We start from the raw sequence: 23511 nt of genomic DNA, 5'->3' as shown, positions 1-23511 counted from the left end.
GAAGCTTTAAATTAATAATTGTCATACTGAACTTGTTTCAGTATCTCACCAAAATATCAAACCTCACTTTTTAAGTGAGGTTTTTTTATGGCATTACTTTTGAAACGGATATCTTTAATAATTCAACACATATGAAAACATTAAAAAAATTAGCGGCTTTACTATTAATGACCCTCTTTATGGTAACCTTTTCTCAATGTTCAAGTGCACAAAAACTTCAAAAAGAAACACCTTTTAAAATTGGCGACGTATATTATCAAGCATGGAATTCTGGAATAAATGAAGGGTCATCAGGAGTGAATATTTTTATAAACATTGTTTCAATTCCAAATAATATAACATTGGATAGCATCTATTTTCAAGGCAAAAAAACAAAGCTTGAATTAGAAACCGCGTCAATGGCTGTTGGCCGTTTTAAAATTAAATCAAATCGAAAACAAGATATTATTATGAGCAATGCCCCGTATGCCGAATATGGCAATAAGGTCCCAAAGATTCCAGAAAAAATACCATTTGAACTAAAGGATAATGAATGTATTGTGAGTTACCAAGAAGACGGGATTATTAAGTATTTCAAAATTAAAAACATCATCAAAAAAGAAGCGATTAACCACCCAATCACACCAAATAATAACTAATAAGCCAATCGTTGCAAATCGATTTATAATACTGTATTTTTATCGCTACAAATACTTTCACTTTTGAGCGGATTAAAATCTCTTTTTAAGCAAACAGCTATTTATGGTTTAGCAACGGTGCTTCCACGAATGCTTAGCTTTTTGTTGGTACCGCTTTATACAACTGAAGGGGTGCTTTCATCGGTTGCCGAATATGGTAAAGTCAATATTATTTTTTCATACTTTGTTATTTTTAATGTCATTTTAGCTTACGGAATGGAAACGGCTTTTTTTCGTTTTTTTAATAAAGAAAATGCCAAAAGCCAAGTAATTGGTACTTCTACAATTTCACTTTTAATATCTTCTTTCGGATTTTTTGCCTTAGCATTACTATTTCAAAATCAAATAGCTGCTTTCATAGATATTAAAGTTGAATACATCTATTTAGTTATTTGGATATTATTGTTGGACGCTTTAGTTATTATTCCATTTGCTTGGTTACGAGCTATACAACGACCAATGCGTTATGCGGTGATTAAAATTTTGAATGTTACCATCAATTTGGGACTTAATTTGTTTTTTCTTTTAGCATTAAAAGATTTGGCTCAAGAGCATTCGTTTTTTGGAAGTATTTACAAAGAGAATTTTGAAATCAATTATATATTTATTGCCAATCTTATAGCCAGCGGCATCACTTTGTTGATGGTATTATCATTTTATTTAAAGATGACGTATGTTTTCAATAAAGTGGTTTGGAAACAAATGATGCGTTATGCCATTCCAGTTTTGATTGCTGGTGTTGCGTTTTCCATTAATGAAACTTTTGACCGTATTTTATTAGACAAATTATTGCCAGAAAGTATTGCAGAAACCGAGATCGGAATGTACTCAGCGTGCTATAAATTAGCGTTGTTCATGACACTTTTTGCCACAGCTTATAGATTAGGTATTGAGCCCTACTTTTTCAGCCACTCTAAAAGCGAAAACCCTCAAAACAACTATGCAAAAATCTTAAACTTTTTTGTGGCTTTTGGGTCTATCATTTTATTATCGGTTGTCGTTTTTGCAGATATTATTAAACCAATAGTTATAAGAAGTGAGGCCTATTATGAAGCTATGTGGGTTGTTCCAATTATTTTGTTGGCTAATTTCTGTTTGGGAATTTATCACAATTTATCAGTTTGGTACAAAATCACAGACCGTACTAAGTTTGGTGCTTACATTTCAGTCTTTGGAGCCATAGTAACTTTGGCTTTAAATTTTTGGTTAATTCCTATTATGAGTTATAAAGGTTCTGCCATTGCGACGCTTTCTGCCTATGGTTTGATGATGTTTTTATCCTATTATTTTGGAAGAAAATTTTATCCAATTCCTTATGATTTGAAAAAAATCGGCTTGTATTTATCTATTTCTATCTTGTTTTCTTTCCTGTCATTTTATGTCTTTAGAGAAAATTATCTTGTTGGAATTCCATTGTTAATCGTATTTTTGACTATTGTCTATCTTTCAGAAAAAAATCAAATAAAACAACTATTAAAACGCTAAAATGACCATCAAAATCATCAATAAATCCAGTCACAATTTACCAAACTATGAAACTATAGCCTCAGCGGGTATGGATTTAAGAGCCAATATAACCGAACCAATTACGTTAAAACCCTTAGAAAGAACCATTGTAAAAACAGGGTTGTTCATCGAGTTACCTATTGGTTTTGAAGCACAAGTTCGCCCACGTAGCGGATTGGCAGCAAAAAAAGGCATTACGGTTTTAAACGCACCAGGCACGGTTGATGCCGATTATAGAGGTGAGATTGGCGTTATTTTAGTGAATATATCGCACGAGGATTTCATTATAGAAAATGGCGAACGTATCGCACAACTGGTTATAGCAAAGCACGAACGTGCTGAATGGATTGACGTAGAAGAACTTTCAGAAACATCAAGAGGAGAAGGTGGATTTGGGAGTACGGGAGTTAAATAATGGAAGAATTACGATTGACGATTTTAGATTGATATAGAAAACAATTGTGAATTCGTAGTAAACAAATAAACACCTCAACAAATTAACGAATCAACTTCAAAGTATGAAAATAATAGTACCTATGGCAGGCCGTGGCTCGCGTTTAAGGCCACACAGTATTACAGTGCCTAAACCATTAATTCCAGTTGCCGGACAGCCTATTGTCCATCGGTTGGTAAAAGATATTGCCAAAGTTTTGAAACAACCGATAGAAGAGGTTGCTTTTGTACTTGGAGACCCTTCTTGGTTTGGTGACGAGGTTGTTGACAGCCTTAAAAAATTAGCTAACGATTTAGGGGCTAAAGCATCCATTTACCGTCAGGATCAGCCTTTGGGTACTGGGCATGCCATTATGTGTGCCAAGCCGTCTTTATCAGGGCCTGCCGTTATAGCTTATGCCGACACACTTATTAGAGCTGAATTCGATTTAGATCCAGCCGCAGATAGTGTTATTTGGACTAAACAGGTTAATAATCCAGAAGCTTATGGCGTTGTTAAATTAAATGATAAGCAAGAAATCATTGAGTTAGTGGAAAAACCTAAAACCTTTATTAGCGACCAAGCGGTTATAGGGATATATTATTTTAAAGATGTTGCCGTTTTAAAGGATAAATTACAAGAAGTTTTAGATGAAAACGTTATGAACGGTGGCGAATATCAAATTAATGATGGTATTAAGCGTATGATGGCAGATGGGAAGGTTTTTAAAACAGGAACTGTTGATGAATGGATGGACTGTGGTAACAAAGCCATCACTTTAGAAACCAATACAAAAATGTTGGGCTTTTTAATAGCTGATGGAGAAGAACAATTAATAGCCACTTCGGTAAAACTTGATAATTCAAAAATAATAGAACCTTGTTTCATTGGTGAACATGTTATTTTAAAAAATACAACCATCGGACCAAATGTATCGATAGGAAACGATTGTGTGGTAGAAAACGCAACTGTTAAAAATAGTTTAATTCAAACCCATACCGTTATAAAAAACGCTAATTTAGATAACGCCATGATAGGAAATCATGTTGCGTATGATGGTAATTTTACGAGCATCAGTATTGGAGATTACTCGGTTTTGGAATAATTCCTGCGAAGGCAGGAATCTACATGACGTCATTTGGAATGACTATTTGAAACGGTTAAAAGGATGGGATTAAAAACATGAAACGAACATTAATTACAGCAATTTTATTTTTAGGAATCTTATGTATTCCTTACTCGTTTCATGCTCAAGTAGATTTTAACCAAAAACCTACGGACGATTTAGGGGATGTTGAAGATCAATTCCAAGAATACTTTTTTGAAGCCATGAAACAAAAAAGTATTGAGAATTATGACCGTTCCATTGAAGCCCTTTTGAAGTGTAAAGAATTAGATAAAAACGTACCTGTTATTTATTACGAATTAGGAAAAAATTATAATCAGCTTAAAAATTTTGGTTCTGCAGAAGATGCGTTAAAAGAAGCCGTTGCAAAAGAACCAGATAACGAGTGGTATTTAGATGCCCTTTACGAGTTTTACATAGAGCAAAACGATTTTGATAAAGCCATTAATACGGTTAAACAATTAGTAAAGTTTCATCCAATAGACTACAAGGAAGATTTGGCTGGGTTGTATTATAAAACTAAAAAATTTGATGATGCTTTAAAAATTCTTGATGAACTTGATTTGGAATTTGGCATAGCGGTTTCCAGAGACATTATGCGTAATAGAATATATGAAGTTACCGGCAGAAAAGATGATCAAATAAAAAATTTGGAATTCCGTATTGATAACAATCCTGATAAAGAGTCTAATTACATAGCACTGATTTTTAGATATAGTGAAAATAACGACAAAGAGAAAGCCTATGAAACGGCTAAAGAGCTATTAAAAATAAACCCAAATTCTCAAGTAGTTCATTTAGCGTTATATAAATTTTATTTAGATGATAATGATGCTGAAAAAGCTATTCAGTCTATGAAAATCGTTGTAAACAGTAATGAAATAAGACCAGAAGCCAAACTAAAAGTGCTTTCAGATTTTGTAAATTTTGTAAAAATGAATCCTGAATATGAGGCAGATTTGGTAGAAGCTACGGCTTTGGTTGGAGGAAAAAATGATGGAAAATCACTGTTGGAATTAGGCCAATATTATTTAGCAAAAAACGACAAAGGCAACGCCTTAAAATACTTTGAAGAAGCATTAAAAACAGATGTCGATAATTTCAATATCATAAAAAATGTGTTATTACTTCATTTAGATTTAAAACAGTATAAGGAAGCCAACGAAAAAAGCAATAAAGCCCTAGAAAAATTTCCATCACAACCTATTTGCTATTTAGTAAACGGCGTTGCTTTAAACGAATTAAACGAACCCAAAAAAGCTGCCGAAATGTTGGAGTCTGGTTTGGATTGGGTTATTGACGACATTAAAATGGAATCCGATTTTTATACTCAGTTAAGTAAGGCATATACTCTATTAAACAATACGGCGAAGGCAAAATCGTTTAGTGATAAAGCCAAACAATTAGAAATTCAAAATTAATTCAGTATCCCTTTGAAAAAACATCCCCATATCTTAAGTGTTTTATTGCTAGCATTTGTTTTTTTTACAAGCTGTAAATCAACTAAAAGAATAGCTTCTGGAGAAGCTAATTTAGATTTATCGGCAAAGCAATTAATAAAAGCAAACGCAAAGCAATCGCCAGAGTTTAAAACCTTACAAGCTAGACTTAAAATTTCTTATTCTTCAGAAGATGATGAGCAAACACATTCGGTAACGTTTAGATTAAAGAAAGATGAAGTTATTTGGATAAATTCGGCATTTTCGGTTATTAGAGCCATGATAACGCCTGAAAAAGTGAGCTTTTATAATAAATTGGACAATACGTTTTTTGAAGGCGATTATAAATATTTAAGTGATTTATTGGGTACGGAATTAGATTTTGAAAAGGTTCAGAATTTATTACTTGGTGAAACCATATTCAGTTTAAATGATGATGATTATAGCGTATCGATTATTGATGACTTATATGTGCTTCAACCAAAAAAACAACAAAAACTTTTTGAAATATTCTATATATTAAGTCCGTTGCATTTTAAAGTAAAGTCACAACAAATTTCTCAGCCTAGCGATTTTAGACATTTACAAATAGACTATTTAACCTACCAAGAAGTTAATAAGCAACCGTTTCCAGAAAACATTAAAATTATTGCGGTGGAAGCAAATAAAGAAATGATTGCAACACTGGAATTCAAATCAGTATCTTTGAACGAAGATTTAAGATTTCCTTTTAGTATTCCATCTGGTTTTGATGAAATTAAACTTAAATGATACACTACAAATACATAATAAAATTACCCATTCTTCTTATATTTTTATTAAGTAGTGTTTTTGTTTTTTCTCAAACTAATAAGCAAGCAGAACTCGAGGCGCGTCGGCAAGAATTACGCTTGGAAATACAGAAAATCAGCCAATTACAGGCGGAAAATAAATCCAAACAAAAATCAGAATTATCACTTATACAAGAATTTAATTATAAAATTAGTGTGATAAATAATTTGATAAAAGTGACCAATCAGCAAACTAATTTATTAACCCGAGATATTAATAATAATCAAAAAAGAATCACTAGTCTTCGTAAAGAATTAGAAGAGCTAAAAAAAGATTATGCAGCTATGATTGTAAAATCTTATAAAAATAAAAATCAACAAAGTAGAATCATGTTTTTACTGTCCTCGGAAGATTTTAAACAAGCTTATAAACGTTTGCAGTATATTAAGCAGTATTCAAATCATCAGAAAGAACAGGGAGAAACTATTAAAGCAAAAACAATCGAGCTGCAAGAGATTAATAGTAATCTACAAAAACAGAAGAACGATAAGCAAAATCTGATTGCCGAAAATAGAGAACTTCAACAATCTTTAGAAAAAGAACGCGCACAGCATCAAAGTTTAATGAATTCCATTAAGAAAAATATTAATGTATTTACATCTCAAATTAGGGAAAAGCAACGTGAATCAGATAGAATTGACAGAGAGATAGAAAATATTATTAAAGCGGCTATAGCAAGTTCCAATAAAAAGGCTGGAAACACAGCTACAGCAAGCAGTTCTTCCAATTTTGCTTTAACAGCTGAAGAAAAAGTATTAGCGGCAAACTTTGTAGCTAATAAAGGTAAATTACCATGGCCTTTAGAAAGAGGATATGTTATTGTAGGCTATGGTGCTCAACCCAGTCCTGTTGATAAGTCAATTAAGATACAAAGCAATGGAGTACGTATTGCAACTCAAAAAGGCACTCAAGCAAGAGCTGTTTTTAATGGGGAAGTGAGTAGAATTGTTTTAATTAAAAATTCCAATCCTTTTGTGATGATTCGCCATGGTAACTACTTTACTGTGTATAAAAATCTATCTAAAGTATATGTTAAGGAAGGTGATAAAGTGTCTACGAAACAATCTATAGGTGAGGTTTTTACAAATCCCGTTGACGGTGAAACTGTTTTGAGTTTTATTGTTTTTAAGGAAGCCCAAACTGAAAACCCAGCTTCTTGGATATACAAAATGTAGTTTTTTGTCATGCTGAATTTATTTCAGCATCTCATATTTTAAACAAACAAAGCTCTTAATTCTGTTGCGTCCCTAGGCTTGATTTTACCAGCTAATACAAGACTTAGTTGTTTACGACGTAAAGCAGCATCAAAACGTTGTTTTTCCAATTCAGTTTCTGGAATTAACTCAGGAACGCTTAAAGGCTTGCCATTTTCATCGACAGCCACAAAGGTATAAATGCCTTCGTTAGCCTTCGATTTTTCTCCAGACACCCTGTCTTCTATCCAAACATCAATATAAACTTCCATAGAGGTTTTAAATGCCCGTGATACTTTTGCTTCGACGGTTACAACGGTACCCAATGGTATGGGTTTAGAAAAAGCAACATGGTTAACCGAAGCCGTAACTACAATGTTTCTGCAATGGCGACTAGCCGAAATACTTGCAGCACGATCCATGCGGGCTAGTAGTTCGCCACCAAATAAACTGTTTAGGGCGTTGGTTTCACCAGGTAAAACCACATCGGTAAGGATTGTTTTAGAATGCTCGGGAGTTTTTGCTTGCATGACTGTAACTTTATTGATTGTAAAGGTACTATGCTTTTAAATATTAAAGAAGTAAAACTAATCTAACTTTTATAGTTCTAATTTTCTACTTTAACTATAAACATTTCTTCGTTAAAGGGAGATTTTACTTTTGAATTCATTGATTTAGTCGCAGTTTCCAAATCATTAAATTTCTCAGTATAAATATAATAGCAAAGATTATCACTATCAGAAAAGAAATTAATATTAGATTGTCCGTTAGATTCTAGGATTTTTATAAACTTGTTTCTTTCAGTGGTATCTTTATACGTATTAAATACTAAGTAAAAACCACTTTCTATATTTTTTACACCTTTTAGAATTTGAATAATATTCGGACTTTTCAAAAATTTAGAATCGTTTTTTGTGTTTTTAGAAATGGTATTTTTTGTTGCGTTAACATCCTCTTGTTCAGATAAACTGTTTTGAAAATTTGTGTTTGTGGTCGAGTTTTTTTTATTAAGAACATTAGTAGATGTTGTGGTGTCTACTTTTAACCAAGCATCTTGGTTATGTGTTTTTTTAATGGTCCTTAATTCGTTTAAGGCCTCTAGTCTATCTTCATAACTGCCATAAACGACTTCATGCAAACCATATTTATTAACGCCAATTTTTCGAGCGTTAAAACCTAAAGCTTTTAGTTGCTCAATTTTTTTGTCACAATTCTCTTCTATTCTAAAAGCTCCAGCTATGATATGATAATTACCAGATTGTTTGGTAACATTTATGGTAATAGCAGGAAGCGAATTCAAATTAAACGTAGCCTCTTGGATTTTAGCATCCAATTGTTGCGCGGCTTCTTCTTGAGCCATTTGGTTGTAGGCTTCAATCTGATTAACATAATAATTTGAAACAGCAAAACCTCCAACGGTCAAGGCAATTAAAGCCACGGCAGCATATTTTAAATACGGTCTGGATTTACGTTTTTCCTGGGTAAATGTAAGAGGGATAACTTTTTCTAGTTGCTCAACTTCTGTTTTGTAAACCTCCCTAGCAATGGCAGGAGATACAAATTGAGACAAACCAAAAGCATCGGTTAAATAGTTTAAATGATAAGATGGTTCGAACTGAATTTTACCTTCATTATTAAACACTAAATCACCAATATTATCAAAAGAAATGGTTTTTCCTTGTGTTAAATTATCTTTTAAACTTTTTACACGTGTTTCTATTTTTTGAATAGCAATTTCAAAAGGAATTTTCTCTACATCTGCGATATAATGCGCTAACAAACCATCATTTTTTTGGATTTGCTCATTAAATGATACCACTTTTTTTGGCGGGTAAAATGTATTGTTAGAGTTATCAATAGATGCTGTAGCTCGGTGTGTTAAAAAAGCTCCGAACTCTGGAACAGTCACGCACTCGTATCTATAAAGTAAATCGCTTATGTAGGTTTCTAATTGCATAAAACAAAGTTAAAAAATTATACTTGTGGATAAAATTTAGACAGAAGTATTTATTAACAGTGTAAAAATTCCTTTACTTTAGATTTTTATTCAAAATCTTATAATGACCGAAACCGATTTGCTTTACACGTTGGCGTTGCAACACGTACCAAATATTGGAGATATCATAGCGAAACGATTGATACAACATTGTGGTTCTGCTGAAGCTGTTTTAAAAGAGAAAAAGCACCATTTACTTAAAATTGATGGTATTGGAAGTGTTATTTTAGGAGATTTGTTTGGAAGCCATCATTTAAAAGAAGCCGAAAAAGAGATCGTGTTTATAAAGGAGAATAATATTAAGGTATCTTATTTTAAGGATGATGGTTATCCTGAAAAGTTAAAGCACTGTATCGATGGCCCCATTTTATTATTCCAATCGGGAGCCATTAATTTAAAACAGCAACGCATTATAAGTATTGTAGGCGCTAGAAAAATCACTACTAGTGGCATGGCGTTTTGCGAAGATTTGGTCGAAAAACTTGCCATTTACAACCCAGTCATTGTTTCGGGATTTGCTTATGGAACCGATATTACAGCGCATAAAACAGCAATAAAACATCAATTGCAAACCATAGGTTGTTTAGCACATGGACTGAATAAAATCTACCCCAAAGCGCATAAACGGTATATGGTAGATATGGAAAAAAATGGTGGTTTTTTTACCGATTTTTGGAGTAGTGATGCCTTTGATAAGAACAACTTTTTAAAGCGAAATAGAATTATTGCTGGGTTAAGTGAAGCGACCATTGTTATAGAATCTGCCGAAAAAGGAGGAAGCTTAGTGACGGCCGATATTTCAAATTCATATAACAGAGATGTGTTTGCCGTTCCGGGAAGAACAACCGATTTGCAAAGTACAGGCTGTAATAATTTAATAAAGCACCAAAAAGCACACATGCTAACAAACCCATTCGATGTGCCTTACATTTTAAATTGGAAATTGGAAGAGGAAACCAAACCAGCCATACAAAAGCAGTTATTTGTAGAGCTTGACGACACTGAAAAAGTCATTTATAATTACCTAAAGGAAAACGACAAACAGCAACTAGATGGTATTGCCATTAATTGTAGCCTGCCGATTTTTAAAGTTGCCAGTGTCTTGTTGAATATGGAACTTAAAGGGGTTATTCGGCCTTTGCCAGGGAAATTGTTTGAGGTTATTTAAGATTGTCATTCCTGCGAAGGCAAGAATCTCATTAATTCAATCCGAAAACCAAAAAAGTAATTCAATTAATATTTAGAAATATTTTAGATAAGATTCCTGCCTTCGCAGGAATGACACAATTTAATACCCAACTTTTCCTCTAACTCTCTTCAGTACATCATTAGCAACCAATCGCGCTTTTTCAGCACCAACAGCTAACGCAGCATCAATCTCGTTGAGGTTATTCATATAGTAATTATAACGTTCGCGTGGTATAGCAAATTTTTCAATAATGAGATCAAATAACGCTTGCTTAGCATGTCCGTAACCATAATTGCCGTTTTCATAATTAGCTTTCATGGTTTCTACTTGTTCTTTATTGGCTAATAAACTATAAAGAGCAAAACAGTTACATGTTTTCCAGTCTTTTGGTTCTTCAAGTGGTGTGCTATCTGTTTCAATAGACATAATTTGTTTCCGTAGCTTTTTATCATCTAAAAAAATATTGATGGTATTATCTCTACTTTTACTCATCTTTTCACCATCCGTACCCGGAATAAGCATGATGTTTTCTTCAACTTTTCCTTCAGGCATTACAAAAACCTCGCCCATTTTTGCATGAAAACGAGACGCTGCATCGCGGGTCATTTCAATATGTTGCAATTGGTCTTTTCCAACAGGAATAATCTCAGCATCGTATAATAAAATATCGGCAGCCATAAGCATTGGGTAGAAAAACAATCCAGAATTTACATCTTCCAATCTATCGGCTTTATCTTTAAAACTATGGGCCAACGTTAAGCGTTGGTAAGGGAAAAAGCAACTTAAATGCCAAGATAATTCGGTTACTTGTGGAATATCACTTTGTCTGTAAAACACTGTTTTTTCAATATCCAATCCAAACGCCAACCAAGTAGCCGCCACCGAATACGTGTTTAGTCTCAGTGTTTCAGCATCTTTTATTTGTGTGAGCGTATGTAAATTGGCAATAAATAAAAATGAATCGTTTTTTGGGTTGTTTGCCATGTCTATTGCCGGAATAATAGCGCCTAAAATGTTTCCTAAATGTGGTGTCCCCGTACTTTGTATGCCTGTAAGTATTCTTGCCATAATATTTCCTGCGAAAGCAGGAATCTTTTTAATTAAACTAAAAAAGCAAAGGTAATTGTTTTAGTAAAATAGCTCAATACAATTGTGTATTTTTGATATATATGATCGTATTTAAATACATTTTCTGGGCCCTGTATCGTATTTGGTTTTACATACTTGTAGCACTTCCTATTTTTATTGCGTTTCCTATTCTGCTAATTTCTATATCAAGGGAATCATGGTATCCGTTCTTTTTTAAAATAGCTAGAATTTGGGCAAAAATTATTTTAATAGGGATGGGTTTTAGATGGAAAATTGAAAAAGAGCAAACTCCAGAAAAATATAAAAGCTATATGTTTATTGCCAACCACACGTCTATGGCGGACATCATGCTCATGTTGGTTGCTATAAAGAATCCATTTGTTTTTGTGGGAAAAAAAGAGCTTGCCAACATTCCTTTATTTGGATTTTTCTATAAGCGTACCTGTATTTTGGTTGATAGAACCTCCGAAAAAAGTAGAAAGGCCGTTTTTTTAAGAGCACAACGGCGTTTGCAATCCGGATTGAGCATTTGTATTTTCCCTGAAGGCGGCGTGCCAGAAGAACATATAGAATTGGACGACTTTAAAGATGGTGCTTTTAGGCTGGCAATAAACCATCATATCCCAATTGTTCCAATAACGTTTGCCGATAATAAAAAGCGGTTTTCTTATATTTTTTTTAGCGGAAGCCCTGGTATAATGCGTGTTAAAATCCACAAATTTTTACCAACGGAGTCCTTAAACGTTACCGATACCAAAGCATTAAATAGTGAGGCTAGGAACATTATTTTAAATCAATTAATGGTTTTAAAAAAATAAAAACTGCCTCAGGGGAGAGGCAGTTTTTTTCGATATTGCTTTCCATAGCATTAGAAAACAATATCCAGATCTAACCAAAAACCTAAAACTTAATTCCGAATCCGGTATAAACACCTATAAAATAAGGTTTAAAATCGCCAGATGTATTATTAAATGTGTTGATTTGGTATTTAAACATAGGTTCTAAATTCAAATTAATTTTTTTAGAAACCTTATAGTCCAATCCAAAACCAAAATTAGCACTGTAACTTGTTTTATTAATATTGCTAGCTTCCCCAATAAGTGTTTTGTTTCCTTCAAAATCCGAATACAATTCATTACCATTTAAAAAGAAAGAACTAAAACCACCAATAACATTGATTCCTAATTTTTTATCGGAAAGCAAATATTTTATTTCTAAAGGAATTTCAATAAAACTTAATGATTGATTGATGGATGTATTTACGCCTGTCGTTGTTGCAAATGATTGAGAACTTTTATCAGCAAAATTTTGAGTACTTAACACGGAAATATCATTGGCTTCATTATCCAATTCGGGCTTTACATTTTTTAAGACACTAATGCTTGAACGTCCACCAATTGCTTGAAAAGCAACCACATTATTGGTGTTATAGCCTAAATTTACTTTATTGATTCCCGAGCGAACACTTATCTTGTTATTTATGGCATAACTGGCACTAACGCCGTAGCTCATGTTGGTCTCAGAACTTTTAGAATTGTTATTAAACTGAGGGTCTATTGAAGAACCTTTTCCCAAACTATTGAAAAAAACAGGCGCAGCGTTTGGGGCAACACTCCACCTATTTAAATCTTCTTTTTCTTCTTCATTACTGTTTTTGGCTATTTCTATGGCTTCTTCAATGGTAAGCTGATGTTGTTCTGTTACGCTGTCGGTTTTTGTTTTTTCAGGAGCATCGGTTTTTACATCAGCAATATTCGATTCTTTACTGTTTTTATTCGTGTTAAATAGATTATCTATCTTAGTTTTATCCAATTCAGCTTTATTTGTTTCAGGAGGTTGATTTGTTTTATCTTCTGAAGTATTTGCTAGCTCTATATTGTTTTCTGTATTGTTTTTTGTTTGAAGTAAGTTATTATTGTTAATTGAATTTTTAATGGATTCAACAGTATCATCATTTTTTATTGTTCCATCATTTTTGGAAGCCTTATTTGCGACGGATGATGCATTTGATGGATTCAATACATTTTCATTTTTATGGGTCGTTCCAACATTATCAGATGTATTTGGATCCGTTTCAGAAGCATTATTATTGGTAATTACGTCTGTATTTTTTATGATATTATTGTTTGGGGTGTTATGATTGTCATCATTGTTTTCATTATCTGTTTGATTCAAATGGTTGTTTCCATCAGTATCAACTACTTGGTTTGGGTTTCCATCAGTAGTTATGTTATTAGTATTAAAATAACCATTGCCAATAGTTAATAATAACAACAATAAGGCGGCTACGCCAGCGTAACGCCACCAAATAGGAACCACTCTGCGTTTCTTTTTTTCTTTTAATTGGGCTTCAATACGTTTCCATACAGCATCATCAGGAGTTACTTCAAAATCCTTGAATTTTTCCTGAAACAATCTGTCTATATGTTTTTTATCACTCATTTTATAATGACTGTAAATGTTGTTGTGTTCTATAATTTTCAATGGTTTGCTTCAAAATCTGTCTAGCCCTTGCTAAATTCGATTTTGAAGTTCCTACAGTAATACCCAACATCTCCGAAATATCTTTATGTGAATATCCATCTAGCACATATAAATTGAAGACCAATCGATACCTGTCTGGTAGTTCTTGAATGATTTGCAGTAGGTATTTAAGGGAAATATCGTCATCATCAATGTCAATCTCTATATCTTCACTTATGTCTTCGTTTACTATATTTAAAACCTTTTCGCTTCTGTATCGCTGCAAAGCAGTGTTTATAACAATCCGTTTTATCCAGCCTTCAAAAGAACCTATATTTTTATATTGTTTAACTTTATTAAAGATGGTCAAAAATGCATCTTGCAGATTATCTTCCGCTTCGGCATAGTTGCGCGAATACTTCAAGCATATTGGAAACAATTTACTCGCATAGAGCTCATACAGTTCTCCTTGTGCTTTGGTATCATTAATTTTACAATTTTCTATGAGTTGATCTAAACTCAAATTAAACACGAATTAATTAACGCTTATTTTAATTGGTTACAGGAACTTCAATGATTAAATATTGATTGTCGCCGTTATCATCTTCTCCTTGCCAAAATTTAAAAATATAACTACCATTGCTGGTTACATGAAAATTAAAAGTGGCTTCTACCAATTCGTTCTCAAGATCTTCACAATTATTGTTTAAATATTTATAATCTATAACAGCCACCGTACGTATGTTGTTGTCTTTGTCATAATAAAACTCCCTGAACAAATGACAGGTAGAGGGCCTTAAATAAGAAACTGTAATAGGATATGTTTGCCCCATGGTAAATGAGTCTGGTATATCAACGCTTTCAATGGGTAATATTTCCAAATTGAAATCTTTGCCATCATCATCCAAACTACAAGACCCCATTAAAATTAATATAAAACTAAGAATTAAAATTTTTTTCATAACAAATTAAGATTTGAAATTTATAATAGCTTTTCTTGTTAGATGCTGAAATAGCTAAAAGGTTGCGTTATGAAACAAAAAAATCCCGAGAAGTTTCGGGATTTTAAAATTAATTTAATCTTCTGAAGAAGACCCTGCCTTAGCTATTTTTCTAACCTTGGCTTCCAGCTCGTCCATAAGTTCTGGATTGTCTTTTATAATGGCTTTTACCGCATCTCGGCCTTGCCCTAATTTAGTGTCTTCATAACTAAACCAAGAACCACTTTTTTTAATGATTTCATTTTCTACTGCAATATCCAATACTTCGCCAACTTTTGAGATGCCTTCACCATACATAATATCAAATTCGGCAGTTTTAAAAGGTGGTGCCACTTTGTTTTTCACCACTTTGACTCTGGTTTTATTACCAGTAACATTGCCATCTGTTTCTTTTATTTGTGTGGAACGACGAATATCCAACCTTACCGAAGCATAAAATTTTAACGCGTTACCACCCGTTGTAGTTTCGGGATTGCCGAACATCACACCAATTTTTTCACGTAATTGGTTAATAAAAATAACGGTACAATTGGTTTTGCTAATAGAGCCAGTTAATTTTCTTAATGCTTGCGACATTAAACGGGCATGTAATCCCATTTTAGAATCGCCCATTTCGCCTTCAATTTCACTCTTTGGGGTTAATGCCGCTACAGAATCTATAACAACAATATCGATAGCACCAGAGCGTATTAAATTATCGGTAATTTCTAAAGCTTGCTCACCGTTATCTGGTTGGGAAATAATAAGATTATCGATGTCAACACCTAGTTTTTCAGCATAAAACCTATCGAAGGCATGTTCTGCATCTATAAAGGCTGCAATGCCACCTGCTTTTTGAGCTTCGGCAATAGCATGTAACGTAAGTGTTGTTTTTCCAGAAGATTCTGGGCCATAAATTTCAATAACTCTACCGCGAGGATAACCACCAACGCCTAAGGCAATATCCAAGCCTAGTGACCCCGATGAAATAACTTCAACATCTACGACTGCTTTGTCGCTCATTTTCATGACGGTGCCTTTCCCGTAAGCTTTATCTAATTTATCTAATGTAAGTTTAAGGGCTTTTAATTTTGCTTCTTTTTCGCTGCTCATTTTTAATTTTATTTTCTGAAGAAATTCATGCTAAAATAGTATAAGTTTTTTCATCTTACAATTTTATAACGCAACCTTTATAAACATTTTGCATCTACTATTTAAAGTGGGGAAATTTTTGCTATGAAATGAGCCATTTATGAAAAAGTAGAATGTCAAAAAAATGTTTAGTTAGTTTGTAAAGCACTTTGTTAAAGCAAAGTGCTTTTTTTACGCCATAAATTTTGGACTGTTTTTAAAAGTTGTACTTTTGCAATCATCTTAATCTTTTAAAAGATTCCTTCCCTTAGGGAAGGTTAGGATGGGAATATTTTTTTAACCTTAAAAACATTCGTATAGCATGCAACTGTACAATAAATTAAGTGCTAAAGAAAGGGCCGAATTAATCGATAAAACAGGAAAAAATCGATTAACACTTTCTTTTTACCAGTATGCCAAAATAGGCAATCCACAACTTTTTAGAGACCATTTATTTATTACTTGGAACACGTTAGATGTTCTTGGTAGAATTTATGTTGCCCACGAAGGCATTAATGGCCAATTATCACTTCCTGCCGATAGATTTAATGAGTTTAAATCACATTTAGACACTATTGAATTCCTTAAAGACATCCGTTTGAATATTGCGGTTGAACAGGATAACAAATCCTTTTTAAAACTTAAAATTAAGGTTCGAGATAAAATTGTGGCTGATGGTTTAAACGACGATACATTCGATGTTACCAATAAAGGTGTTCATGTAAATGCTGAAAAATTTAATGAGCTTATTGAAGAAGAGAAAACCATTTTGGTTGATATGCGTAATCACTATGAAAGCGAAATAGGACATTTTAAAAACGCCATTACGCCCGATGTTGATACGTTTAGGGAGTCTTTAGATATTATTGAATCCGATTTAAAAGACCACAAGGAAGACAAAAACTTGGTGATGTATTGCACGGGTGGCATACGTTGCGAAAAAGCGAGTGCCTATTTTAAACATAAAGGATTTAAAAACGTCTATCAGTTGGAAGGGGGTATTATAGAATATGCCCGACAAGTAAAAGACCAGAATCTTGAAAATAAGTATTTAGGACAAAACTTTGTGTTTGATGACCGTCGAGCAGAGCGCATCAGTGACGATGTTATTGCGCATTGCCACCAATGCGGGGACCCTTTTGATGTACATACCAATTGCGCCAACGAAGCGTGCCATTTACTATTTATCCAATGTCCAAAATGTAAAGAAGAGATGGAAAACTGTTGCTCTACAACGTGTATGGAAATAAACAGGTTGCCTTACGAAGCACAAAAAGAGCTAAGAAAAGGACAAGGCAATAGCAACGACATCTTTAAAAAAGGACGCACCGACCATCTGCCCCATAAAAAAGATTTGCGTAATATTTTCGACCATTTTAAAACCAATAAAGTCTAGTTCTATCATGCAGAAAATTGAATTAATGGCGCCTGCAGGAAATTTTGAATCCTTGCAAGCCGCTTTAGATAATGGTGCCGATTCTGTTTATTTTGGCGTGGAACAACTTAATATGCGTGCTAGGGCATCTATTAATTTCACTTTAGAAGACTTACCCGAAATTTCAAAACGCTGCAAAGCTAAAAATGTTAGAACCTATTTAACATTAAACACCATCATTTACGATCACGATTTATCCATTGTAAAAACCTTGGTCAACAAAGCAAAAGCAGCTGGGATTACGGCTGTTATTGCCATGGATCAAGCGGTTATTATGGCTGCCCGCGAGATTGGAATGGAAGTACATATTTCAACACAAATAAACATTACCAATATAGAAACAGTTAAGTTTTATGCCTTGTTTGCAGATACCATGGTTTTGAGCAGGGAATTGAGTTTACGACAGGTAAAAAATATCACCGAACTCATTGAAAAAGAACAGATAGAAGGCCCGTCAGGTAAACTTATTGAAATTGAAATTTTTGGTCATGGCGCTTTGTGTATGGCAGTTTCTGGTAAATGCTACATGAGTTTACATGCATATAATTCTTCCGCAAACAGAGGTGCTTGTAAACAAAATTGCCGAAAAAAATATACGGTTATTGAACAGGAAACGGGTTTTGAAATGGAAATTGATAATGAGTATATCATGTCCCCAAAAGATTTATGTACCATAGATATTTTAGACCAAGTTGCCGATGTGGGCATTAAAGTTTTAAAAATTGAAGGGCGTGGCAGAGCTCCAGAATATGTTGCAAAAGTGATTAAATGTTATCGAGAAGCCATTGATGGTTTAGCCAATAAAACTTATAACAAAGAACAGGTTATTATATGGATGCAAGAACTCGAAAAAGTGTATAATCGAGGTTTTTGGAATGGCTATTATTTAGGTCAAAAATTAGGTGAATGGAGCAATGGCTCTGGTTCGTATGCCACTCAAAAGAAAGTATATATTGGTAAGGGAACCCACTTTTTTCCTAAACCTCAAATAGGGGAATTTAAAATCGAAGCTTTTGATATTTCTGTTGGCGACACTATTTTAATTACTGGGCCAACAACGGGTGCGAAAGAAATTGAGGTAACCCAAATGATGGTAAACGACCAGAAATTAAGCAAAGGCACCAAAGGCGATTTGGTAACCATCCCTCTTGGTTTTAGAATCAGGCCATCGGACAAATTATATAAAATTGTTGAAAATAAAGTAGAAGCTTAATGGTTGTTATCACGTTGCAACGCAACAAATGTATTGGGTGTAATTATTGTGTAGAATTGGCGCCAAAACAATTTCAAATGTCTAAGAAAGATGGAAAATCTGTATTACTGCACGGCCTAGAGAAAAAGGGATTTTTCACTTTAAAATCCAGTAACGAACAAATTTTAGATGATTGTAATAACGCATCAAAAGCCTGCCCCGTAAAAATAATAAGTGTAAAATCTGTGTAAAAAGGTTCAAAACTTTTCAATGTATTTTTACAAAAAACGAGGATATTTTTTTACTATTTTAAAGTAAGCATAATAATCTTATCTTTACCTTTTCAAATAATTATGAACCTTCATTCGTAATAATTTAATTATTAACGAATTCAATATATAAATATATGGCTTGCGCAAGTTGCTCAACGAAAGATGGTCAGCCAAAAGGCTGCAAAAATAATGGTACTTGTGGTACAGACAGTTGTAATAAACTAACCGTTTTCGATTGGTTAGCTAATATGTCCTTACCAAATGGAGAAAAGCCGTTTAACTGGGTTGAAGTTCGGTTTAAAAATGGCAGAAAGGAATACTATCAAAACACTGAAAATTTAACGTTAAGCATTGGTGATGTTGTGGCTGCACAAGCACCTTCTGGACATGATATTGGTATGGTTACTCTTACGGGTGAATTGGTGCGCGTTCAAATGAAACGTAAAAATGTTTCAGAAACTCCAGAAGAAATTTTTAAAATCTACCGAAAAGCAAGTCAAAAAGATATCGATATTTGGTCAGAAGCACGTGACAAAGAGGAGCCTATGAAGGTTAAAGCACGTCAATTTGCCATAGACCTTAGATTAGAAATGAAAATCTCTGATATTGAATTTCAAGGTGATGCAAGCAAAGCAACGTTTTATTACACAGCAGAAGAACGGGTTGATTTTCGTGAGCTTATTAAAGTATTCGCTCGCGAGTTTAGAACGCGTATAGAAATGAAACAAGTAGGTTTTCGTCAAGAAGCATCCAGACTTGGTGGTATAGGATCTTGTGGTCGCGAATTATGTTGCTCCACTTGGTTAACGGACTTTCGTTCGGTAAGCACCTCTGCGGCCAGATATCAGCAACTGTCTTTAAATCCACAAAAACTTGCAGGGCAATGCGGAAAATTAAAATGCTGTTTAAATTATGAGTTGGATTCTTATCTTGATGCCTTAAAAGGATTTCCTAAAACAGAAATTAAGCTTAAAACCGAAAAAGGAACTGCAGTGTGCCAAAAAACGGATATTTTTAAAGGACACATGTGGTATGCCTACGAAGGTGAGTGGATGAATTGGCATAAAATAACAACCGTTCAAGCGAATGAGATTATAGCTTTAAATAAAAAGAATCAACCAGTAGCAAGTCTAGAAGAATATGCTTCAGAACTTACAGAAGATACTAAATCAGAATTTGAAAACGTTGTAGGACAAGATAGTTTAACACGTTTCGATAGTCCAAAACCTAATAACAAACGTAAAAACAATAAAAGAAAAAACAACAACGGAAAAAAAAACTATAAGAAGAAACCTCAAGAAAGTAAAAATGTTGCGAAGTAATATCCTTTTGTTTGTTTTAGTGTTTTCTTTAGTGGTAGTATCGTGTGACTCCAATCGTGTTTATGACGAGTATAAATCGGTTCCAAACACTTGGAACAAAGATTCTGTAATAAGTTTTAAAATAAATCCTCCAGATTCTTTAAACCATTACAACTTGTTTGTTAATTTAAGGAACACAAATAATTATAAATACAACAATTTGTTTTTAATTGTTGAAATGGTTTTTCCTCACGGGAAAACAATAAAAGATACTTTAGAATATAAAATGGCCGATCCAACAGGTAAATTATTGGGTACTGGATTAACGGATATAAAGGAAAATAAACTTTGGTATAAAGAAAAAATCGTTTTTAATGAAGCGGGAGATTACACAGTTAATATCCAACATGCTATGAGAGAAAATGGAAAAGTTAATGGTGTGGTTGATTTGGAAGGCGTTACAGATGTTGGTTTTAGAATTGAAAGAACAAATAATAATTAAATGTCAGTTCGAGTAATTCGCCAAAAGCGAATTGTATCGAGAACTATTATAAAATTAAAAATTTGATTCTCGATACAAATTTTACACATAAAAAATGTGTAAAATTCACTCGAATTGACAAATTTTTATCAAAATGCACAGTAAGTAGATTGTATTATATAGATAAAGTACATGGCAAAAAACAATAAAACAGCAGAAACTCAAGATTTTTCAAAATACATTCGATGGTTTTGGTGGACATTTACAGGAGGCATCGTTTTTGTGATTTTAATTTTTTTATTGGCTTCATGGGGTCTTTTTGGTGAAATGCCAGACCATACGGTTTTAGAAAATCCCAAAACAAATTTAGCTGGTGAAATTATTTCTTCAGACGGAAAAACGCTAGGTAAATTCTATTTAAATGATAACAGAACCCCTGTAAGTTATGAGGATTTATCTCAAAATTTAGTAGATGCTTTAATTGCTACTGAAGATGCTCGTTATCGAAGTCATTCAGGTATTGATGCCCTTGGAACGTTAAGGGCTGTTGTAAAGTTAGGAAGTGGCGGTGGTGCAAGTACTATTTCTCAGCAATTGGCAAAACAATTATTTCATGGTGAGGGCTCAACTAATATTGTTGAAAGGGTGCTCCAAAAAGTCAAGGAATGGATTATTGCCATTCGTCTAGAGCGTCAATACACTAAAGAAGAGATTATTGCTCAGTATTTCAATATATATGATTTCTTAAATAATGCAGATGGCATTCGTAGTGCTTCGAGAATTTATTTTGGAAAGGAGCCTAATGAACTTGATGTAAAAGAATCGGCTATGTTAGTGGGGATGTTTCAAAACTCGGCGCTTTACAATCCTAGACGAAATCCTGTTGGAGTGAAAAACAGAAGGAATGTAGTTTTGAGACAAATGGAGAAGTATGATTTTATTGATGAAAAAACAAAAGATTCACTTCAAAAAACAGATTTAGGATTAAATTATTCTCCAGAATCACACCGCGAAGGAATAGCAACATATTTTAGAACCTATCTGGATGGATTTATGAAGGATTGGATTAAAAACAATCCGAAACCAGACGGCACTAAATATAGCTTATATAATGACGGATTAAAGATTTACACAACCATTGATTCTAGAATGCAAAAATATGCTGAAGACGCTGTAGAGCAGCATATGCCTAGGTTGCAAGCAGAGTTCTTTAATCAGAATACCCCAACTAGAAATCCGACAGCACCATTTTTGGATCTAAAAAAAGAAGAAGTAGACGCTTTGCTTTTACGTTCTATGAAACAATCAGAACGATGGAGAATAATGAAAGCATTAGGAAAGACAGAAAAGGAAATTCAAGAATCATTCAAAAAACCAACACACATGTCAGTTTTTGAGTGGAAGGATGGTAAAGCTTCAGAAAAGGATACTATCATGAGGCCAATGGATTCCATTCGTTATTATAAATCATTTTTACGTACCGGCATGATGTCTATGGATCCGCAAACAGGGCATGTCAAAGCTTGGGTTGGTGGGATTAATTATAGGCATTTTCAATATGATATGGTAAAACAAGGAAAACGCCAAGTAGGTTCTACGTTTAAACCTTTTGTGTATTCTGCAGCTATAGACCAGATACATGCATCGCCTTGCGATCTGTATCCAGATACGCCTTTCTGTATTGAAAAAGGGAAATATGGGAATGTGGAAGATTGGTGTCCACAAAATTCTGGTGGAGCAAACGATTATGGTGGCACGAGAACTTTAAAAAATGCTTTAGCAAACTCGGTTAATACCATTACCGCTAGGTTAATGGATAAAGTAGGGCCACAAATGGTGATTGATATGGTTAAAAAATTAGGGGTTGAATCGGATATCCCCGTAGTACCATCGATTGCTTTGGGAACAGCAGATTTAAGTGTCTATGAAATGGTTGGCGCCTATGCGGCATTTGCTAATCAAGGGGTGTATACAAAACCTGTTATGGTAACCAGTATTGAAGATAAAAATGGTACTATTTTGTATCAGTTTAAACCAGAAACACGTGACGTTTTAAGTGATGAGGCAGCTTATGTTACCGTGAAACTTTTAGAAGGGGTTGTTGAATCTGGCTCGGGTGCAAGATTAAGAAGAACCGGAGAACCCTATGGCATTTATAAAGAAGTTATAACAGGATTTCCGTATGGTTTTACAAATCCAATCGCTGGAAAAACGGGAACAACCCAAAACCAAAGTGATGGTTGGTTTATGGGCATGGTGCCTAATTTAGTAACCGGTGTATGGGTTGGAGGGGAAGAGAGATCTGTCCATTTTAAATCCATTACTTATGGACAGGGAGCTACAATGGCATTACCAATTTGGGGGTTGTATATGAAAAGTTGTTATGCAGATAAAGACCTAAATGTTTCAATCGGTGATTTTGAAGCGCCTGCCAACTTATCAATAAATGTGGATTGTTCCATTACATCATCTGGAAATGCAATGGATGATGATTCGGATGGCATTCCAGACGATTTAAGTTTTTAAACAGTCATGTTTTGGACTAATTAAAATTTATTCTTGCGAATAGTTACTCCCTCAATTTTGCTTTGAGCCATCTCCAATTCATTTCAGCAATATTGCTTATTGAAATAGATTCGGGGCATTCTACCTCACATGCCCCTGTAAACGTACAACTGCCAAAACCTTCAGGTATTTTGGCATCTAGCATAGACTAATGATTTAAATATGGGTTGACTAAGTATTCATCAAGAATAATTCTCAAATACCACAACATT

The 23511-nt window shown here is 33.8% G+C and carries 22 protein-coding genes and 1 pseudogene; 15 read left to right on the top strand and 8 right to left on the bottom strand.

All coding sequences use genetic code 11. The annotated features are described in order from the left end of the window. The first annotated feature begins 131 nt into the window (after positions 1-131). From CSW08_RS06555 to CSW08_RS06525, 7 genes are all read left to right on the top strand, one after another. Entirely contained in the window at positions 132-638 is a 507-nt protein-coding gene (locus CSW08_RS06555; RefSeq protein WP_106659113.1) for a hypothetical protein, read from the top strand. A gap of 63 nt (positions 639-701) precedes the next feature. Beyond that, a complete protein-coding gene (locus tag CSW08_RS06550) occupies positions 702-2162 on the top strand; it encodes an oligosaccharide flippase family protein (protein ID WP_106659112.1) in 1461 nt (486 codons plus the stop codon). Position 2163: 1 nt separating this feature from the next. Next, a complete protein-coding gene (gene dut, locus CSW08_RS06545; protein WP_106659111.1) occupies positions 2164-2598 on the top strand; it encodes a dUTP diphosphatase in 435 nt (144 codons plus the stop codon). 103 nt (positions 2599-2701) lie between these two features. Beyond that, complete coding sequence (locus CSW08_RS06540; RefSeq protein ID WP_106659110.1) at positions 2702-3721, top strand: sugar nucleotidyltransferase; 1020 nt, start codon at positions 2702-2704, stop codon at positions 3719-3721. 77 nt (positions 3722-3798) lie between these two features. Next, a complete protein-coding gene (locus CSW08_RS06535) occupies positions 3799-5163 on the top strand; it encodes a tetratricopeptide repeat protein (protein WP_106659109.1) in 1365 nt (454 codons plus the stop codon). A 12-nt stretch (positions 5164-5175) separates the two neighbouring features. Beyond that, positions 5176-5952, top strand: a complete 777-nt coding sequence (locus tag CSW08_RS06530) for a DUF4292 domain-containing protein (RefSeq protein WP_238987210.1) — start codon at positions 5176-5178, stop codon at positions 5950-5952. Continuing rightward, positions 5949-7187, top strand: coding sequence for a murein hydrolase activator EnvC family protein (locus tag CSW08_RS06525; RefSeq protein ID WP_106659108.1), 1239 nt, complete (start codon positions 5949-5951; stop codon positions 7185-7187). The genes CSW08_RS06530 and CSW08_RS06525 overlap by 4 nt, the downstream gene beginning before the upstream one ends. A 38-nt stretch (positions 7188-7225) precedes the next feature. Here the strand turns inward: CSW08_RS06525 and CSW08_RS06520 are convergent, their stop codons facing one another. Both CSW08_RS06520 and CSW08_RS06515 read right to left on the bottom strand, forming a co-directional pair. Beyond that, positions 7226-7735: an acyl-CoA thioesterase gene (locus CSW08_RS06520; protein ID WP_106659107.1), complete on the bottom strand. Its 510-nt coding sequence runs from the start codon at positions 7733-7735 to the stop codon at positions 7226-7228. 77 nt (positions 7736-7812) lie between these two features. Continuing rightward, the gene (locus CSW08_RS06515; RefSeq protein WP_106659106.1) at positions 7813-9162 is read right to left on the bottom strand and encodes an HU domain-containing protein; all 1350 of its coding nucleotides are present in this window, start codon (positions 9160-9162) and stop codon (positions 7813-7815) included. Positions 9163-9265: 103 nt separating this feature from the next. Here CSW08_RS06515 and dprA point away from each other — a divergent pair, with 103 nt between their 5' ends. Beyond that, positions 9266-10369, top strand: a complete 1104-nt coding sequence (gene dprA, locus CSW08_RS06510) for a DNA-processing protein DprA (protein WP_106659105.1) — start codon at positions 9266-9268, stop codon at positions 10367-10369. 120 nt (positions 10370-10489) lie between these two features. On the opposite strand, the gene trpS is transcribed toward dprA, so the two are convergent. Continuing rightward, positions 10490-11458 (bottom strand): tryptophan--tRNA ligase, encoded by a 969-nt coding sequence (gene trpS / locus CSW08_RS06505; protein WP_106659104.1) that lies wholly within the window; start codon positions 11456-11458, stop codon positions 10490-10492. Positions 11459-11559: 101 nt separating this feature from the next. Here trpS and CSW08_RS06500 point away from each other — a divergent pair, with 101 nt between their 5' ends. Beyond that, positions 11560-12297 carry a lysophospholipid acyltransferase family protein gene (locus tag CSW08_RS06500; RefSeq protein WP_106659103.1) on the top strand — a complete coding sequence of 246 codons (738 nt, stop codon included), beginning with the start codon at positions 11560-11562 and terminating at the stop codon, positions 12295-12297. 82 nt (positions 12298-12379) lie between these two features. On the opposite strand, the gene CSW08_RS06495 is transcribed toward CSW08_RS06500, so the two are convergent. The 4 genes from CSW08_RS06495 to recA all read right to left on the bottom strand — a co-directional run bounded on the left by CSW08_RS06495 (position 12380) and on the right by recA (position 16035). Beyond that, positions 12380-13921 carry an outer membrane beta-barrel protein gene (locus tag CSW08_RS06495; protein WP_106659102.1) on the bottom strand — a complete coding sequence of 514 codons (1542 nt, stop codon included), beginning with the start codon at positions 13919-13921 and terminating at the stop codon, positions 12380-12382. A 1-nt stretch (position 13922) separates the two neighbouring features. Further along, positions 13923-14465, bottom strand: coding sequence for an RNA polymerase sigma factor (locus CSW08_RS06490; RefSeq protein WP_106659101.1), 543 nt, complete (start codon positions 14463-14465; stop codon positions 13923-13925). Positions 14466-14493: 28 nt separating this feature from the next. After that, a complete protein-coding gene (locus tag CSW08_RS06485; protein ID WP_106659100.1) occupies positions 14494-14904 on the bottom strand; it encodes a hypothetical protein in 411 nt (136 codons plus the stop codon). A gap of 114 nt (positions 14905-15018) precedes the next feature. Next, positions 15019-16035, bottom strand: coding sequence for a recombinase RecA (gene recA / locus CSW08_RS06480; RefSeq protein ID WP_106659099.1), 1017 nt, complete (start codon positions 16033-16035; stop codon positions 15019-15021). Positions 16036-16375: 340 nt separating this feature from the next. Here recA and trhO point away from each other — a divergent pair, with 340 nt between their 5' ends. The 6 genes from trhO to CSW08_RS06450 all read left to right on the top strand — a co-directional run bounded on the left by trhO (position 16376) and on the right by CSW08_RS06450 (position 23260). Then, on the top strand, positions 16376-17449 hold the full coding sequence (gene trhO / locus CSW08_RS06475) for an oxygen-dependent tRNA uridine(34) hydroxylase TrhO (protein ID WP_106659098.1): 1074 nt from the start codon (positions 16376-16378) through the stop codon (positions 17447-17449). Positions 17450-17456: 7 nt separating this feature from the next. Beyond that, a complete protein-coding gene (locus tag CSW08_RS06470; RefSeq protein WP_106659097.1) occupies positions 17457-18701 on the top strand; it encodes a peptidase U32 family protein in 1245 nt (414 codons plus the stop codon). Then, the gene (locus CSW08_RS06465; protein ID WP_106659096.1) at positions 18701-18931 is read left to right on the top strand and encodes a ferredoxin; all 231 of its coding nucleotides are present in this window, start codon (positions 18701-18703) and stop codon (positions 18929-18931) included. The genes CSW08_RS06470 and CSW08_RS06465 overlap by 1 nt, the downstream gene beginning before the upstream one ends. Before the next feature lie 155 nt (positions 18932-19086). Continuing rightward, complete coding sequence (locus CSW08_RS06460; RefSeq protein ID WP_106659095.1) at positions 19087-20274, top strand: PSP1 domain-containing protein; 1188 nt, start codon at positions 19087-19089, stop codon at positions 20272-20274. Further along, a complete protein-coding gene (locus CSW08_RS06455) occupies positions 20261-20755 on the top strand; it encodes a gliding motility lipoprotein GldH (RefSeq protein WP_106659094.1) in 495 nt (164 codons plus the stop codon). The genes CSW08_RS06460 and CSW08_RS06455 overlap by 14 nt, the downstream gene beginning before the upstream one ends. A gap of 171 nt (positions 20756-20926) precedes the next feature. After that, positions 20927-23260: a penicillin-binding protein 1A gene (locus CSW08_RS06450; protein ID WP_106659093.1), complete on the top strand. Its 2334-nt coding sequence runs from the start codon at positions 20927-20929 to the stop codon at positions 23258-23260. Between the two features lie 43 nt (positions 23261-23303). On the opposite strand, the pseudogene CSW08_RS18245 reads toward CSW08_RS06450, so the two are convergent. Continuing rightward, a pseudogene (locus tag CSW08_RS18245) lies at positions 23304-23426 on the bottom strand (succinate dehydrogenase/fumarate reductase iron-sulfur subunit); the annotation flags it as partial. Positions 23427-23511: the final 85 nt, after the last annotated feature.

The organism is Confluentibacter flavum (assembly GCF_002843175.1).
Classification (GTDB): domain Bacteria; phylum Bacteroidota; class Bacteroidia; order Flavobacteriales; family Flavobacteriaceae; genus Confluentibacter; species Confluentibacter flavum.
Note: the sequence above shows the minus strand (reverse complement) of the source record. Positions and strands in the feature narration are given on the sequence as shown.

Excerpts from the sequence above, each read along its gene's own strand:
- CSW08_RS06555 (WP_106659113.1), top strand. The coding sequence starts at position 132 with ATGAAAACATTAAAAAAATTAGCGGCTTTACTATTAATGACCCTCTTT.
- dut (WP_106659111.1), top strand. The coding sequence starts at position 2,164 with ATGACCATCAAAATCATCAATAAATCCAGTCACAATTTACCAAACTAT.
- CSW08_RS06540 (WP_106659110.1), top strand. The coding sequence starts at position 2,702 with ATGAAAATAATAGTACCTATGGCAGGCCGTGGCTCGCGTTTAAGGCCA.
- CSW08_RS06535 (WP_106659109.1), top strand. The coding sequence starts at position 3,799 with ATGAAACGAACATTAATTACAGCAATTTTATTTTTAGGAATCTTATGT.
- CSW08_RS06525 (WP_106659108.1), top strand. The coding sequence starts at position 5,949 with ATGATACACTACAAATACATAATAAAATTACCCATTCTTCTTATATTT.
- CSW08_RS06520 (WP_106659107.1), bottom strand. The coding sequence starts at position 7,735 with ATGCAAGCAAAAACTCCCGAGCATTCTAAAACAATCCTTACCGATGTG.
- CSW08_RS06515 (WP_106659106.1), bottom strand. The coding sequence starts at position 9,162 with ATGCAATTAGAAACCTACATAAGCGATTTACTTTATAGATACGAGTGC.
- dprA (WP_106659105.1), top strand. The coding sequence starts at position 9,266 with ATGACCGAAACCGATTTGCTTTACACGTTGGCGTTGCAACACGTACCA.
- trpS (WP_106659104.1), bottom strand. The coding sequence starts at position 11,458 with ATGGCAAGAATACTTACAGGCATACAAAGTACGGGGACACCACATTTA.
- CSW08_RS06500 (WP_106659103.1), top strand. The coding sequence starts at position 11,560 with ATGATCGTATTTAAATACATTTTCTGGGCCCTGTATCGTATTTGGTTT.
- CSW08_RS06495 (WP_106659102.1), bottom strand. The coding sequence starts at position 13,921 with ATGAGTGATAAAAAACATATAGACAGATTGTTTCAGGAAAAATTCAAG.
- CSW08_RS06485 (WP_106659100.1), bottom strand. The coding sequence starts at position 14,904 with ATGAAAAAAATTTTAATTCTTAGTTTTATATTAATTTTAATGGGGTCT.
- recA (WP_106659099.1), bottom strand. The coding sequence starts at position 16,035 with ATGAGCAGCGAAAAAGAAGCAAAATTAAAAGCCCTTAAACTTACATTA.
- trhO (WP_106659098.1), top strand. The coding sequence starts at position 16,376 with ATGCAACTGTACAATAAATTAAGTGCTAAAGAAAGGGCCGAATTAATC.
- CSW08_RS06470 (WP_106659097.1), top strand. The coding sequence starts at position 17,457 with ATGCAGAAAATTGAATTAATGGCGCCTGCAGGAAATTTTGAATCCTTG.
- CSW08_RS06465 (WP_106659096.1), top strand. The coding sequence starts at position 18,701 with ATGGTTGTTATCACGTTGCAACGCAACAAATGTATTGGGTGTAATTAT.
- CSW08_RS06460 (WP_106659095.1), top strand. The coding sequence starts at position 19,087 with ATGGCTTGCGCAAGTTGCTCAACGAAAGATGGTCAGCCAAAAGGCTGC.
- CSW08_RS06455 (WP_106659094.1), top strand. The coding sequence starts at position 20,261 with ATGTTGCGAAGTAATATCCTTTTGTTTGTTTTAGTGTTTTCTTTAGTG.
- CSW08_RS06450 (WP_106659093.1), top strand. The coding sequence starts at position 20,927 with ATGGCAAAAAACAATAAAACAGCAGAAACTCAAGATTTTTCAAAATAC.